Origin of the sequence: Shewanella sp. Isolate11 (genome assembly GCF_022398315.1) — a bacterium.
Taxonomy (GTDB): domain Bacteria; phylum Pseudomonadota; class Gammaproteobacteria; order Enterobacterales; family Shewanellaceae; genus Shewanella.
The window spans coordinates 1-16324 of sequence record NZ_JAKEVF010000011.1; the positions used below are offsets into that span (position 1 = coordinate 1).

At 45.5% G+C, this 16324-nt stretch carries 12 protein-coding genes and 1 pseudogene; all 13 read left to right on the forward strand.

Annotated features, from left to right (window positions below; all coding sequences use genetic code 11):
• A pseudogene (gene tuf / locus L1D21_RS16335) lies at window positions 1–264 on the forward strand (elongation factor Tu); the annotation flags it as partial.
• Between the two features lie 322 nt (window positions 265–586).
• Entirely contained in the window at window positions 587–958 is a 372-nt protein-coding gene (gene secE / locus L1D21_RS16340; protein WP_239846318.1) for a preprotein translocase subunit SecE, read from the forward strand.
• A gap of 9 nt (window positions 959–967) precedes the next feature.
• The gene (gene nusG / locus L1D21_RS16345; RefSeq protein WP_239846319.1) at window positions 968–1510 is read left to right on the forward strand and encodes a transcription termination/antitermination protein NusG; all 543 of its coding nucleotides are present in this window, start codon (window positions 968–970) and stop codon (window positions 1508–1510) included.
• Window positions 1511–1635: 125 nt separating this feature from the next.
• Window positions 1636–2064: a 50S ribosomal protein L11 gene (rplK, locus tag L1D21_RS16350; RefSeq protein WP_011863956.1), complete on the forward strand. Its 429-nt coding sequence runs from the start codon at window positions 1636–1638 to the stop codon at window positions 2062–2064.
• 4 nt (window positions 2065–2068) lie between these two features.
• On the forward strand, window positions 2069–2770 hold the full coding sequence (gene rplA, locus L1D21_RS16355) for a 50S ribosomal protein L1 (protein WP_239846320.1): 702 nt from the start codon (window positions 2069–2071) through the stop codon (window positions 2768–2770).
• A 265-nt stretch (window positions 2771–3035) separates the two neighbouring features.
• Window positions 3036–3533, forward strand: a complete 498-nt coding sequence (rplJ, locus tag L1D21_RS16360) for a 50S ribosomal protein L10 (protein WP_239846321.1) — start codon at window positions 3036–3038, stop codon at window positions 3531–3533.
• A 53-nt stretch (window positions 3534–3586) separates the two neighbouring features.
• On the forward strand, window positions 3587–3952 hold the full coding sequence (rplL, locus tag L1D21_RS16365; RefSeq protein WP_028767981.1) for a 50S ribosomal protein L7/L12: 366 nt from the start codon (window positions 3587–3589) through the stop codon (window positions 3950–3952).
• Between the two features lie 243 nt (window positions 3953–4195).
• Complete coding sequence (gene rpoB, locus L1D21_RS16370) at window positions 4196–8227, forward strand: DNA-directed RNA polymerase subunit beta (RefSeq protein ID WP_239846322.1); 4032 nt, start codon at window positions 4196–4198, stop codon at window positions 8225–8227.
• Window positions 8228–8309: 82 nt separating this feature from the next.
• Window positions 8310–12524 (forward strand): DNA-directed RNA polymerase subunit beta', encoded by a 4215-nt coding sequence (gene rpoC / locus L1D21_RS16375; protein WP_239846323.1) that lies wholly within the window; start codon window positions 8310–8312, stop codon window positions 12522–12524.
• Window positions 12525–12713: 189 nt separating this feature from the next.
• The gene (rpsL, locus tag L1D21_RS16380) at window positions 12714–13088 is read left to right on the forward strand and encodes a 30S ribosomal protein S12 (protein ID WP_069670836.1); all 375 of its coding nucleotides are present in this window, start codon (window positions 12714–12716) and stop codon (window positions 13086–13088) included.
• Between the two features lie 81 nt (window positions 13089–13169).
• On the forward strand, window positions 13170–13640 hold the full coding sequence (rpsG, locus tag L1D21_RS16385) for a 30S ribosomal protein S7 (RefSeq protein ID WP_239846324.1): 471 nt from the start codon (window positions 13170–13172) through the stop codon (window positions 13638–13640).
• A gap of 75 nt (window positions 13641–13715) precedes the next feature.
• Window positions 13716–15812 (forward strand): elongation factor G, encoded by a 2097-nt coding sequence (gene fusA / locus L1D21_RS16390; RefSeq protein WP_239846325.1) that lies wholly within the window; start codon window positions 13716–13718, stop codon window positions 15810–15812.
• Between the two features lie 78 nt (window positions 15813–15890).
• Window positions 15891–16324 (forward strand): GTP-binding protein (locus tag L1D21_RS16395; protein WP_239846326.1); only part of this gene is annotated, 434 nt, incomplete at its 3' end.

Sequence of the window (16324 nt, forward strand, 5' to 3'; positions counted from 1 at the left end):
GAAGTATACGTACTGTCAAAAGAAGAGGGTGGTCGTCACACTCCATTCTTCAAGGGCTACCGTCCACAGTTCTACTTCCGTACAACTGACGTAACCGGTACTATCGAGCTTCCAGAAGGCGTAGAGATGGTAATGCCAGGTGACAACATCAAGATGGTAGTAACACTAATCTGCCCAATCGCGATGGATGAAGGTCTACGTTTCGCAATCCGCGAAGGTGGCCGTACAGTTGGTGCAGGTGTTGTAGCGAAAATCGTAGCTTAATCGCCATCGATTTTAGCAATACCCTGAAAAAGGCAGCTTAGGCTGCCTTTTTTGTTTTACGAGAAAAGTTACTTATATTAATCCTTGAAGATTGAATATAAGTTATCGATTTTTGTAGTATCTGTAAGGCAGTCGCCTTGCCAACAGCAGCGAATAAGAATACAATCTATGGCCGATTTTTGACCCTCTGGGCTACTTTTTTGCTTTATGAGTGGGTAAGCTCGGATTTAAAGTGGAATGGTCAAAATAATCTTTGCGCGATAAAGAATTTATAAGATGGCCAGACTTAAGCTCAGGTCGTAGTGAGTAACGGAATTAACCGATGACAACAAATACTGAAAACCAGGGTAGTTCTCTGGATATCGTGAAATGGGGCATAGTAGTTATTTTACTGGCCGCCGCCATTATTGCTAACCAGATGTATAGCGAAGCTAGCGTATTGGTTCGTGCTATCGGTGTCGTAGTGGCATTCGCAGTAGCGGGCTTTATTGCACTTCAAACCAGCAAAGGTAAGCAAGCGCTGACGTTTGCTCGTGAATCGCATATCGAAGTTCGTAAAGTGGTTTGGCCTACACGCCAAGAAGCCCTAAATACGACTTTTATCGTTCTAGCGGCAACAGGCATACTGGCACTTATCCTTTGGGGTATGGATGCAGTATTGCTGAGAATTGTTAACTTTATTACGGGCGTATAGGCATTTCGTATGACTGAAGCTAAAAAAAGATGGTATGTGGTTCAGGCCTTTTCTGGTTATGAAGGTCGTGTATGCAAATCATTGCTTGAACACATCAAGATGCACGAAATGGAACACTACTTCGGTGAGGTTTTAGTACCTACTGAAGAAGTGGTTGAAATGCGTGCGGGTCAACGTCGTAAGAGTGAGCGTAAATTTTTCCCTGGCTATGTATTAGTTCAGATGGAAATGAACGATGAAAGCTGGCACTTAGTGAAGAGCATCCCTCGTGTGATGGGCTTCATCGGTGGTACTTCTGATCGTCCAGCTCCAATTTCTGATCGTGAAGCCGATGCTATTCTGCAACGTCTGCAAGAAACTACAGAGTCTCCGACGCATCGCGTTATGTTCGAACCTGGTGAAGTGGTTCGTGTTACTGACGGTCCTTTTGCCGACTTTAACGGTACTGTTGAAGAGGTCGATTATGAGAAGAACCGCGTTAAGGTATCTGTCATGATCTTCGGTCGTTCAACGCCTGTAGAGCTAGACTTTAGCCAGATTGAAAAAAGCTGATTAAATAAAGCACAAAAATATTGGAAATGGGTGCGGATTATTTGTATAATCCGCACCCATTATTTTCGGGGAGCTAATCGGCATGTCGCCGCTAGCGTTTGTACCCAAACTTGAGGAAATGTCTCATGGCAAAGAAAGTTGATGGTTACATCAAACTACAAGTAGCAGCCGGTGCTGCAAACCCGTCGCCACCAGTTGGTCCTGCATTGGGTCAAAAAGGTGTTAACATCATGGAATTCTGTAAAGCATTCAATGCTCGTACTGAAAAGTTCGAGAAAGGTATGCCAATTCCTGTCGTTATCACTGTTTACACTGATCGCTCTTTCACTTTTGAAACTAAGACGCCACCTGCTTCATTCCTACTGCTTAAAGCAGCTGGTCTTAAGTCTGGTTCAGGTCGTCCTAACACTGAAAAAGTGGGAACTATCAAGCGTAGCGCTGTCCAGGAAATCGCTGAGACTAAAGCCGCTGATATGACTGGTGCTGATATTGAAGCGATGACTCGCTCAATTGAAGGTACTGCGCGTTCAATGGGTTTGGTAGTAGAGGATTAATATAATGGCAAAGCTAACTAAACGCGCGCGTTTGATCCGCGAAAAAGTAGAAGTAACTAAGAGCTACGACATTAACGAAGCTGTTGCACTACTTAAAGAACTAGCAACTGCTAAGTTCGTTGAAAGTGTTGATGTAGCGGTTAACCTAGGTGTTGACCCACGTAAATCTGACCAAAACGTTCGTGGTGCTACTGTACTACCACACGGTACTGGTCGTGAAGTACGTGTTGCTGTATTCACTCAAGGTGCTAACGCTGAAGCCGCTACTGAAGCTGGCGCTGAGCTTGTTGGTATGGACGAGCTTGCTGCACAAGTTAAAGCTGGTGAAATGAACTTCGACGTAGTTATCGCATCTCCAGATGCAATGCGCGTTGTTGGCCAGTTAGGTCAAATCTTAGGCCCACGTGGTCTAATGCCTAACCCTAAAACAGGTACTGTAACGCCAAACGTTGCTGAAGCTGTTAAGAACGCGAAAGCGGGTCAAGTTCGTTACCGCAACGACAAGAACGGTATTATTCACACTACTATTGGTAAAGTGGATTTCGATACTGTTCAACTTAAAGAAAACCTTGATGCTCTATTAGGCGCGCTTATCAAAGCTAAGCCAGCATCAGCTAAAGGCGTTTTCGTTAAGAAAGTAAGCATCTCTACCACTATGGGTGCAGGTGTTGCAGTTGATCAGAGCACTCTGAATCCTTCTGCTTAATTACTAAGCTTGTTTTACAAGGCGGGCGGATTAATTTATAATCCGTCCACTTTGTGGGTTGAGGACTATTATCACTCGTTGAGATAGTTCACGTCCAAGACCGTAGGTGTTGTCTATAGAAGGCTACTTAATTTCCTACGTAGACGGTGTCGGACCCCAGATAGATTTATTCTGCCTGGATATTCGCGCCGTAAGTAACTAAATCATTTGATTTAGTATGGTAATTGCTAGGGAATTCCCTAGATTGAATCCAGGAGTAAAGCCAATGGCATTAAGACTCGAAGACAAAAAAGCGATTGTTGCTGAAGTCAACGAAGCTGCCAAAGGTGCTTTATCTGCAGTTGTTGCCGATTCACGCGGTGTAACTGTAGGTGATATGACCGGTCTTCGTAAAGCCGCTCGTGAAGCTGGTGTGTACGTTAAAGTTGTACGTAACACTCTAGTTAAACGCGCTGTTGAAGGTACTGCTTTTGAGTGCCTAAGCGATACGTTTACTGGTCCTACTTTGATTGCATTCTCTAACGAGCACCCAGGTGCAGCTGCGCGTCTTCTTAAAGATTTCGCTAAAGCGCAAGAGAAATTTGAAATCAAAGCAGCAGCCTTTGAAGGGGAATTAATCCCTGCAGATAACATTGATCGTTTAGCAAAACTACCAACATACGAAGAAGCACTAGCTCAGTTCATGATGACTCTAAAAGAAGCATCTGCTGGCAAGTTCGTTCGTACATTGGCCGCTCTACGCGATCAGAAAGAAGCTGCTTAATTTTACAAGTCGCTTAATTAAATTGAATTCAGTACAATTAGGAATTTTTTGTTATGTCTATCACTAAAGACCAAATCTTAGAAGCCCTTGCAGCAATGTCTGTAATGGAAGTTGTTGAACTAATCGAAGCAATGGAAGAGAAGTTCGGCGTATCTGCCGCTGCTGCTGTTGTTTCTGGTGGTGGCGAAGCTGCTGCTGCTGAAGAGAAAACAGAATTCGACGTAATTCTTACTTCTCACGGCGACAACAAAGTTGCAGTAATTAAAGCACTTCGTGGCGCTACAGGTCTAGGCCTGAAAGAAGCTAAAGGTATGGCTGAATCTGCTCCAGTAGCAGTTAAAGAAGCTATCTCTAAAGAAGAAGCTGAAGCGCTTAAGACTGAACTTGAAGCAGCTGGTGCTGCAGTAGAGATCAAGTAAGTTATACTCTAACTTACACCCTCCCGAGTGATCGGGTGGAGGGGCTGGCGGTTTTTTAATCGTCGGCCTTTTTTGCGCTGTAAGCGTAGGCGATTTTTTATTCACCGTTTGTCGCCAGATTTCGCAGTTCCTAGCAGAGATTACTGGTTAGGTTCTTGCTTTCAACGGTGATGGGCAAACGTGCTGTTTCAACCACTTAGCGTTGATTCAGTCTTGGTCACATCTCGCAATCAGAGGAAACCCATGGTTTACTCCTATTCTGAAAAGAAGCGTATTCGCAAAGACTTTGGTAAGCGTCCACAAGTTTTGGATATCCCTTACCTGCTGTCAATCCAGTTGGACTCCTTTAAGAAGTTCACCGATCAAGATCCTACAGGCGAGCGTGGTTTAGAAGCCGCTTTCCGTAGCGTTTTTCCCATCAAGAGCTTTTCTGGTAATTCAGAGCTGCAATATGTCAGCTATAAGCTAGGTGAGCCAGTTTTTGATGTGAAAGAGTGTCAAATTCGCGGTGTTACATACTCTGCGCCACTACGTGTTAAGTTACGTATGGTTCTGTATGATCGTGAAGCTGCGCCTGGCACAGTTAAAGACATTAAAGAACAAGAAGTCTATATGGGGGATATCCCTCTAATGACTGACAACGGCACCTTCGTTATCAACGGTACTGAGCGTGTAATCGTTTCTCAGTTACACCGTAGCCCTGGTGTTTTCTTCGATCACGACCGTGGTAAGACCCACTCTTCTGGTAAGGTGCTGTATAACGCACGTATTATTCCTTACCGTGGTTCATGGTTAGATTTCGAATTTGATCCAAAAGATGCTTTGTTTGTACGTATTGACCGTCGTCGTAAGTTAGCGGCGAGTATCATTCTGCGTGCACTCGATTACTCGACGCAAGATATCCTTGATCTGTTCTTCGAACGTGTTAAGTACAAGATCAAAGCTGATGCTTTAGTAATGGAGCTTGTTGCTGATCGCCTACGTGGTGAAACGGCAAGTTACGATATTAAAGATGCGGAAGGTAATATCCTAGTTGAGAAAGGACGTCGTATTACTGCGCGTCACATTCGTCAGCTAGAAAAAACTAATACTACCGAACTTGAAGTACCAGTTGAGTACATTTCAGGCAAGATTGCTGCACAAGACTATATCGACCCAGATACAGGCGAAGTATTGGTTTCTGCTAACGCTGAAATCAGCCTAGAAGATCTTGCTAAGCTTTCTATGGCAGACATCAAAGAGATCGACACCCTGTTTATCAACGAGCTTGATCACGGTGCTTATATCTCTGACACATTACGTATCGATCCAACAACTAACCGCCTAGAAGCGCTAGTTGAGATCTATCGTATGATGCGTCCTGGTGAGCCACCAACCAAAGATGCTGCCGAAGCATTATTCCAGAACTTATTCTTCAGCGAAGAGCGTTATGACCTATCTAAAGTGGGTCGTATGAAGTTCAACCGTCGTCTTGGTATTGAAGAAGACGAAGGGGCAGGCATCTTAACCAAAGACGATATCGTTGCAGTAATGCAAAACATCATCAAGATCCGTAACGGTAATGATGAAGTGGATGATATCGATCACTTGGGTAACCGTCGTATTCGTAGCGTCGGTGAAATGGCTGAAAACCAATTCCGCGTTGGTCTAGTGCGTGTTGAGCGTGCAGTACGTGAGCGTTTAAGCCTTGGCGATCTTAACGAGCTAATGCCACAAGATCTGATCAATGCTAAGCCGATCTCTGCAGCAGTTAAAGAGTTCTTCGGTTCTTCTCAGCTGTCTCAGTTCATGGATCAAAACAACCCACTATCAGAAGTGACTCATAAGCGTCGTATTTCGGCTCTTGGTCCTGGTGGTTTGACTCGTGAGCGTGCAGGTTTCGAGGTTCGAGACGTTCATCCAACTCACTATGGTCGTCTATGTCCAATTGAGACTCCTGAAGGTCCAAACATTGGTCTAATTAACTCGTTAGCAAGCTTTGCGCGCACTAACTCTTATGGCTTCCTTGAAACACCATACCGTAAGGTTGTTGATGGTGTGATTACTGATCAGGTTGATTACCTATCAGCAATCGAAGAAGGCCGTTATGTGATCGCACAGGCGAATATCGAAGTTGATGCCGATGGCCGTATGGTTGAAGAGCAGATTGCTTGTCGTCATAAAGGTGAATCGACCTTTATGCGTGCTGCGGATGTTCAATATATGGACGTATCACCTCAACAGATTATTTCTGTTGCGGCATCACTGATTCCATTCCTAGAACACGATGATGCAAACCGTGCATTGATGGGTGCAAACATGCAACGTCAAGCGGTACCAACACTTAAGGCTGATAAGCCATTAGTAGGTACTGGTATCGAACGCACATTGGCTGTTGACTCAGGTGTAGTTGTCGCTGCTAAGCGTGGCGGTTATGTAGACTACGTTGATGCAAGCCGTATCGTTGTTAAGGTGAACGAAGCTGAGCTGACTCCAGGTGAAGCGGGTATCGATATCTACAACTTGACTAAATACACACGTTCTAACCAGAACACCTGTATTAACCAACGTCCATGTTGCAGTGTTGGCGACCCAGTTGTACGTGGTGACGTGCTTGCCGATGGCCCATCTACCGATTTAGGTGATTTGGCTCTTGGTCAGAATATGCGTATCGCTTTCATGCCTTGGAACGGTTACAACTTCGAGGATTCGATCTTAATCTCTGAGCGCGTAGCGCAAGAGGATCGTTTTACCACTATCCACATTCAAGAGCTTTCATGTATTGCTCGTGATACTAAGTTGGGTAGCGAAGAGATCACTGCCGATATTCCAAACGTAGGTGAGTCTGCGCTTTCTAAGCTAGATGAATCAGGTATCGTTTACATTGGTGCTGAAGTTAAGGGTGGCGACATCCTAGTTGGTAAAGTAACACCTAAGGGTGAAACTCAGCTGACGCCAGAAGAGAAGCTATTGCGTGCTATCTTCGGTGAAAAAGCATCTGATGTTAAAGATAGCTCTCTACGTGTACCTAACTCTGTTAAAGGTACCATCATCGACGTTCAGGTATTTACCCGTGACGGCGTTGAAAAAGATAAGCGTGCAGTAGAAATTGAAGAAATGCATATCGCTCAGGCTAAGAAAGACCTGACCGAAGAGTTCAAGATCCTTGAAGAAGGTGTCTTTGGCCGTGCATTTAACCTACTGCTAGGTGCTGGTTTCAGCGAAGCTGAGCTTAATGCATTACCTCGTCCACAATTGCTTGTACAAAGCATTGATGACGAAGCTAAGCAAACAGAGCTTGAGCAACTTGCTGAACAGCATGAAGAGTTAAAAGCTGACTTCGATAAGAAGTTCGAGATCAAACGTCGTAAGATCACCCAAGGTGATGACTTAGCACCTGGCGTACTGAAGATTGTTAAGGTCTACCTTGCAGTTAAACGTACTATCCAGCCTGGTGATAAGATGGCGGGTCGTCATGGTAACAAGGGTGTTATCTCTAAGATTAACCCTGTTGAAGATATGCCATACGACGAAAACGGCAACCCAGTGGATATCGTATTGAACCCACTAGGTGTACCATCTCGTATGAACATCGGTCAGGTTCTTGAAGTGCATTTAGGTGCTGCAGCTAAAGGTATCGGTGATCGTATCACTGCTATGCTTGAAGAGCAGCGCGAACTTGCAGAACTTCGCAACTACATCAAGCAAGTTTATGAGTTGGGTGAAGACGTTAAACAACGTGTTGATATCGATTCATTTACCGATGAAGAAATTATTCGTCTTGCGAAGAACCTAAAAGGCGGTATCCCGACTGCGACTCCAGCATTCGACGGTGCGAAAGAGAAAGAAATTAAAGAGATGCTAGATTTAGCGGGTCTCCCAACTTCTGGACAACGTACTCTGTTTGATGGTCGTACCGGTAACCAATTTGAACGTCCAGTAACCGTAGGTTACATGTACATGCTTAAACTTAACCACTTGGTTGACGATAAGATGCACGCGCGTTCAACAGGTTCTTACAGTCTTGTTACTCAGCAGCCTCTGGGCGGTAAAGCTCAGTTTGGTGGTCAGCGTTTCGGTGAGATGGAAGTATGGGCACTTGAAGCATACGGTGCCGCTTACACTCTACAAGAGATGCTTACTGTTAAGTCGGATGACGTTAACGGTCGTACTCAGATGTATAAGAACATCGTCGACGGTAACCATCAGATGCAGCCAGGTATGCCAGAGTCCTTCAACGTATTGCTGAAGGAGATCCGTTCACTCGGTATTAATATCGAATTGGATCAAGAGTAAGACTAAGGCAACGCCAATATTTGGCAATAAATGGTGCTCTGCGTGAGCGGAGCACCCGGTTTAACTCCTTCAGGAGAGAAACGTGAAAGACTTATTAAAGTTTCTGAAACAGCAAAGCAAGACTGAAGAATTTGAAGGTATCAAGATCGGCCTAGCGTCGCCAGATCTGATCCGCTCTTGGTCATTTGGTGAAGTTAAGAAGCCAGAAACCATTAACTACCGTACCTTTAAGCCTGAGCGTGAAGGCTTATTCTGTGCGCGTATTTTTGGTCCTGTGAAAGATTACGAATGTTTATGTGGCAAGTATAAGCGCCTTAAGCATCGTGGTGTGATCTGTGAAAAGTGTGGCGTAGAAGTTACCCAGACTAAAGTACGTCGTGAGCGTATGGGTCACATCGATCTTGCTAGCCCAGTAGCACATATTTGGTTCTTGAAATCATTACCGTCCCGTATCGGTTTGATGCTAGATATGACTCTGCGTGATATCGAGCGTGTACTTTACTTCGAATCATTTGTTGTGATCGAGCCTGGCATGACCAGTCTTGAGCGCGGCCAAATGCTAACTGAAGAAAACTACCTCGACGCACTCGAAGAGTATGGCGATGAGTTTGAAGCTAAGATGGGTGCTGAAGCAGTTCTAGAATTGCTACGTGCTATCGATCTTGAGAAAGAAATTGAGATGATGCGTGAAGAGTTGCCATCAATCAATTCAGAGACTCGTCGTAAGAAGATCACTAAGCGTCTTAAGCTTATTGAGGCCTTCTTCCAATCTGGTAACAAACCAGAATGGATGATCCTTAAAGTGCTACCGGTTCTGCCACCTGATCTACGTCCTCTAGTTCCACTAGATGGCGGTCGTTTTGCTACGTCTGATTTGAACGACCTTTACCGTCGTGTGATCAACCGTAACAACCGTCTAAAGCGTCTATTAGACCTAGCTGCTCCAGATATCATCGTACGTAACGAAAAACGTATGTTGCAAGAGTCTGTCGATGCACTTTTAGATAACGGTCGTCGTGGTCGTGCTATTACGGGTTCTAACAAGCGTCCGCTTAAATCTTTGGCCGATATGATCAAAGGTAAGCAAGGTCGTTTCCGTCAGAACCTACTTGGTAAGCGTGTTGACTATTCTGGTCGTTCGGTAATTACCGTAGGTCCTACTCTACGTTTACATCAGTGTGGTCTTCCTAAGAAGATGGCACTTGAGCTATTCAAACCATTTATCTACGGCAAGCTTGAAGGTCGTGGTCTAGCTACCACCATTAAAGCTGCTAAGAAGATGGTTGAGCGTGAAGTACCTGAAGTATGGGACGTTTTAGATGACGTGATCCGCGAACATCCAGTGATGCTTAACCGTGCACCAACACTGCACAGACTAGGTATCCAGGCGTTCGAACCTGTACTGATTGAAGGTAAGGCGATTCAGCTTCATCCACTCGTTTGTGCGGCGTACAACGCTGACTTCGATGGTGACCAAATGGCTGTTCACGTGCCACTAACTTTAGAAGCACAGTTAGAAGCACGCTCGTTAATGATGTCTACCAACAACATCCTTTCACCTGCAAACGGTGAACCGGTGATCACACCGTCACAGGACGTTGTATTGGGTCTGTACTACACCAGCCGTGAATGTATTAACGGTAAAGGTGAAGGTATGGCCTTCGAATCAGTTGCTGAAGTTGAAAAGGCTTACCGAACTGGTTTTGCTGAGCTGCATGCTCGCGTGAAGGTTCGTATTACAGAAACAACGATTGATGAGAATGGTAACCGCACTGAAGCACGTCGTATCGTTGATACTACTGTTGGTCGTGCATTGCTATCTCAAGTTCTGCCTAAAGGCTTATCTTATGATTTGGTTAACCAAAACATGGGTAAGAAGCAGATCTCTAAATTGTTGAACACCTGTTATCGTCAACTAGGTCTTAAAGATACAGTTATCTTTGCTGACCAATTGATGTATACCGGTTTCCACTTTGCGACGGTATCGGGTGCCTCTGTAGGTATCAACGATATGGTTATCCCTGATGAGAAGTACACACTTGTTGCTGATGCAGAAGCTGAAGTACTTGAGATTCAGGAGCAGTTCCAGTCGGGTCTTGTTACCGCCGGTGAGCGTTATAACAAGGTTATCGATATCTGGGCAAGCGCCAACGAAAAAGTGTCTAAAGCTATGATGGATAACCTGTCTACTGAGACAGTGATTAACCGTGATGGTGAAGAAGAAACACAAGCTTCTTTCAACAGCATCTACATGATGGCCGACTCTGGCGCTCGTGGTAGTGCGGCACAGATTCGTCAGCTAGCGGGTATGCGTGGTCTGATGGCTAAGCCAGATGGCTCAATCATCGAAACCCCAATTACGGCTAACTTCCGTGAAGGTCTAAACGTACTGCAGTACTTTATCTCTACTCACGGTGCGCGTAAGGGTCTTGCGGATACGGCACTTAAGACTGCGAACTCGGGTTACCTAACTCGTCGTCTAGTAGACGTTGCACAAGATCTAGTGGTTATCGAAGACGATTGTGGTACTCACGAAGGTCTAACTATGAAGCCGCTGATTGAAGGTGGTGACGTTGTTGAGCCATTACGTGAACGCGTATTGGGTCGTGTGGTTGCTGAGGATGTTTATTATCCAGGTACTGAAGATGTACTTGCACCGCGTAACACGCTGCTTGATGAAGCATGGTGTGACAAGCTAGAAGAGCATTCAATCGATGAAGTGATTGTACGTTCTGTTATTAGCTGTGATACCGACTTTGGTGTGTGTGCTGCTTGTTATGGTCGTGACCTGGCACGTGGTCATATCATTAACCAAGGTGAAGCTATCGGTGTTGTTGCTGCTCAGTCAATTGGTGAGCCGGGTACACAGCTTACGATGCGTACCTTCCACATTGGTGGTGCAGCATCTAGAGCATCTGCTGAAAACAACGTTCAAGTTAAGAATGCTGGTACGCTTAAACTGCATAACGCTAAACACGTTACTAACAGTGAAGGTAAACTGGTTATTGTTTCTCGTTCATCTGAGCTGGCTGTTATTGATGAGCTGGGTCGTGAGAAAGAACGTTACAAAGTGCCATACGGTACCATTCTTGAGAAACTAGAAGATGCTGCAGTTAACGCTGGTGATATCATCGCTAACTGGGATCCGCATACTCACCCAATCGTTTCTGAAGTAGCAGGTAGCATCAAGTTCGTTGATATGATTGACGGTGTCACCATGACACGTCAAACAGATGAACTGACCGGTCTGTCTTCAATTGTTGTATTGGATGTGGGTCAACGTCCATCTGCAGGTAAAGAGATGCGTCCAGCGATCCGTCTAGTGGGTGCCGATGGCAACGACTTGATGATCCCAGGTACTGAAGTACCTGCGCAATACTTCTTACCAGGTAAGGCGATTGTAAACCAAGACGATAATGCACCAATTAATGTTGGTGACGCGTTAGCACGTATTCCACAAGAATCGTCTAAGACACGCGATATTACCGGTGGTCTACCGCGCGTTGCTGACTTGTTCGAAGCGCGTAAGCCAAAAGAGCCTGCAATTCTTGCAGAATACTCAGGTACTATCTCGTTTGGTAAAGAAACCAAAGGTAAGCGTCGTCTAGTGATCACGCCTGCTGATGGTGGAAAGCCATATGAAGAGATGATTCCTAAGTGGCGTAACCTAAACGTGTTCGAGGGTGAAAAAGTCGAACGTGGTGAAGTTATCGCTGATGGTCCAGAAGCAGCACACGATATCCTACGTTTACGTGGTATTCACAAAGTGGCTAACTACATCGTTAACGAAGTCCAAGACGTTTACCGTCTACAGGGTGTAAAGATTAACGATAAGCACATCGAAGTGATTATCCGTCAGATGCTACGTAAGTGTGAAATCACTGAGTCTGGTGATAGTGAATTCCTACCAGGTGAGCAAGTTGAAGTGTCTCGCGTTAAGATCGCTAACCGCGAACTTGAAGCCCAAGGCAAAGCACCTGCTAAGTTCGAACGTGAACTACTGGGTATCACTAAAGCATCGCTTGCAACTGAATCATTCATTTCAGCAGCATCGTTCCAGGAAACCACTCGCGTATTGACTGAAGCTGCCGTCGGCGGTAAGAGCGATAAGCTACGTGGACTGAAAGAGAACGTTATCGTTGGTCGTCTGATCCCTGCAGGTACAGGTTACGCGTACCACACTAACCGCAACCAAGCGGGTGCTAAAGGTCAAGCTGAAGAAGCACCGACCATTAGCGCAAGTGAAGCAGAGCAGAACTTGGCTGATCTTCTCAATCTAGCGGGAAGTGCTGAATAAATAGCGCTTAAACGTAAATAGATTGTAAAAAAGGCACCTTAGGTGCCTTTTTTTTAGTTAAATTGGGTAAAAAGTTGGCTATTTCTTGACAGCGACCTATTACCTTTCTAAAATTTCGCGTCCCACACCTGTGGGATATAGATTTTTCACACCTTACTGTTGAGTTTATCAACTGATTCGGAGCTATACATGGCAACTGTAAACCAGTTGGTACGTAAGCCTCGCTCGCCAAAAGTCATTAAGACTGCTGTGCCAGCGTTGAATGCGTGTCCACAAAAACGTGGTGTTTGTACTCGCGTATACACAACCACACCAAAAAAACCTAACTCTGCACTACGTAAAGTAGCTCGTGTGCGTCTAACTAACGGTTTCGAAGTAACTTCGTACATCGGCGGTGAAGGCCACAACCTGCAGGAGCACAGCGTGATTCTAATCCGTGGTGGTCGTGTTAAAGACTTACCTGGTGTTCGTTATCACACTGTTCGTGGCGCATTAGACTGTGCTGGTGTTAGTGAGCGTCGTCAAGGACGTTCTAAGTACGGAGCTAAGCGTCCTAAGTCTTAACGTTTTCCGTTAAGTAAGGCCAAGCTAGAGAGATATTGAGATTCCAGTTTTGGGGTCCCTGAAGCATACGGAGAAATTGTTATGCCAAGACGTCGCGTTGTAGGACAACGTAAAATCCTACCAGATCCAAAATTTCATAGTGAGTTGTTGGCTAAGTTCATCAACGTCATTATGCAGGACGGCAAAAAGTCGACTGCAGAAAAAATCATTTACAAGGCATTAGATGTTGTCGCTGAGAAAAAAGGCGAAGAGCACCTAGTGATCCTTGAAGCAGCCCTGGATAACGTTCGCCCAACTGTCGAGGTTAAATCTCGTCGTGTTGGTGGTTCTACTTACCAGGTACCATGTGAAGTTCGTCCTGTGCGTCGTAACGCACTAGCGATGCGCTGGTTAGTTGAAGCTGCTCGTAAGCGTGGTGAAAAATCTATGGCTCTACGTCTAGCAGGTGAAATGCTAGATGCTTCCGAAAATAAAGGAACTGCTGTTAAGAAGCGCGAAGACGTGCATCGTATGGCAGAAGCGAACAAAGCGTTCGCTCATTACCGCTGGTAATCTTTTGGTGCAGGCTTTTGCCTGCACCATGTTTTACATCGCTAAGGTGATTACCTTAGTAAAGAGGGTTTAATCGTGGCTCGTACAACTCCTATTGAGCGCTACCGCAATATCGGTATCTGTGCTCACGTTGACGCAGGAAAGACCACAACAACAGAACGAGTACTGTTCTACACCGGTATGTCTCATAAGATCGGTGAAGTTCATGATGGCGCAGCCACCATGGATTGGATGGAACAGGAGCAGGAGCGCGGTATTACAATTACCTCTGCTGCTACAACGACCTTCTGGCGCGGTATGGATGCACAGTTCACTGAGCACCGTATTAATATCATCGATACTCCAGGCCACGTTGACTTCACTATTGAAGTTGAGCGTTCTCTGCGTGTCCTTGATGGCGCAGTTGTCGTATTCTGTGGTTCATCTGGTGTTGAACCTCAGTCCGAAACTGTATGGCGTCAAGCGGATAAGTACCATGTACCGCGCCTAGTGTTCGTCAATAAGATGGACCGCGCAGGTGCAGACTTTGACCGCGTCGTAGGACAGATACGTAACCGTCTGGGAGCGACTTGTGTACCGATTCAAATGAATATTGGTGCAGAAGAAGAGTTTACCGGTGTCGTTGACTTGATCAAGATGAAAGCCATTAACTGGAGCGAAGTTGATCAAGGTACTACTTTCACTTATGAAGATATCCCCGCAAATCTAGCTGATAAAGCTGCTGAAATGCGTGAGTATCTTGTTGAAAGTGCGGCTGAAGCCTCGGAAGAACTGATGGACAAGTACCTCGAAGAGGGCGAGTTATCAGAAGAAGAGATCAAAGCGGCATTACGTCAACGAACTCTAGCTAATGAGATCGTGCTAGCAACCTGTGGTTCTGCATTTAAGAACAAAGGTGTACAAGCCGTACTCGACGCTGTTGTCGATTATTTACCATCGCCAGTCGAAGTTCCTGCAATTAAAGGGATTGATGACAAAGAGAATGAAGTTGAACGTCCTGCGGACGACAACGCGCCATTCTCAGCATTGGCATTTAAAATCGCAACAGACCCATTCGTTGGAACATTGACCTTTATGCGTGTTTATTCAGGCGTATTGGAAACCGGTTCTGGCGTGTATAACTCTGTGAAACAGAAGCGTGAACGTATTGGTCGTATGGTGCAAATGCATGCAAATGACCGAAAAGAGATCAAAGAAGTGCGCGCTGGCGACATCGCGGCAGCTATTGGTCTAAAAGATGTCACTACTGGTGACACACTTTGCGATTCTGACCATAAAGTTATTCTCGAACGTATGGAGTTTCCTGAGCCCGTTATCACGATTGCTGTGGAACCAAGATCCCAAGCCGACCAAGAGAAGATGGCCATTGCGCTGCAAAAACTCGCAGCCGAAGATCCATCGTTCCGTGTTGAGACCAACGAAGAGTCTGGTCAAACACTGATCTCAGGCATGGGTGAATTACACTTAGATATTATCGTCGACCGTATGCGTCGCGAATTTAGTGTTGAGTGTAACGTGGGTAAACCACAAGTAGCATATCGTGAGACTATTCGCTCTAGTGTAGAAGTTGAAGGTAAGTTCGTACGTCAATCAGGTGGTCGAGGTCAATTCGGTCACGTATGGTTGAGACTAGAACCTCAAGAAGAAGGTTTTGGGTACGAATTTGTCAACGAGATTGTTGGTGGTGTAGTTCCAAGAGAATACATCCCTGCAGTAGATAAAGGTATTCAAGAGCAGATGAAGAACGGCGTACTTGCTGGCTTCCCTGTACTAGACGTTAAAGTCACTCTGTATGACGGCTCATATCATGATGTCGATTCAAACGAGATGGCATTTAAAGTTGCTGGCTCAATGGGTTTCAAGAAGGGTGCGCTAGAAGCTGACCCTGCGTTACTCGAACCTTGTATGAAGGTTGAAGTAACCACTCCTGAAGACTATATGGGCGATGTTGTTGGTGACTTAAACAGACGTCGTGGCTTGATCGAAGGAATGGACGACGGCATTGGCGGCGTCAAACTTGTTCATGCCGTAGTACCTCTATCTGAAATGTTTGGGTACGCAACTGACCTACGTAGTGCCACTCAAGGCCGTGCTTCTTACTCTATGGAGTTCTTGAAATACGCCGATGCACCGCAGAACGTTGCAAAATCAGTTATAGATGCGCGCGGATAAGCGCAAAGTAGTCTATAACTCATATTGAATGCTATAGCTCAGCAACGCTGGGCATTTCTGAAAAGAAAGGAATATATCGTGGCTAAAGAAAAATTTGAACGTAGTAAACCCCATGTTAACGTTGGTACCATCGGTCACGTTGACCATGGTAAAACAACTCTAACTGCTGCTATCTCTCACGTATTAACCAAGACTTACGGTGGTGAAGCACGTGATTTCGCACAAATCGATAACGCTCCAGAAGAGCGTGAGCGTGGTATTACAATTAATACTTCTCACATCGAATATGACACTCCTTCACGTCACTACGCACACGTAGACTGCCCAGGTCACGCGGATTATGTTAAAAACATGATCACTGGTGCTGCACAGATGGACGGCGCTATCCTAGTAGTAGCTTCTACAGACGGCCCAATGCCACAAACTCGTGAGCACATCCTACTTTCACGTCAGGTAGGTGTACCATTCATCATCGTATTCATGAACAAGTGTGACATGGTAGATGACGAAGA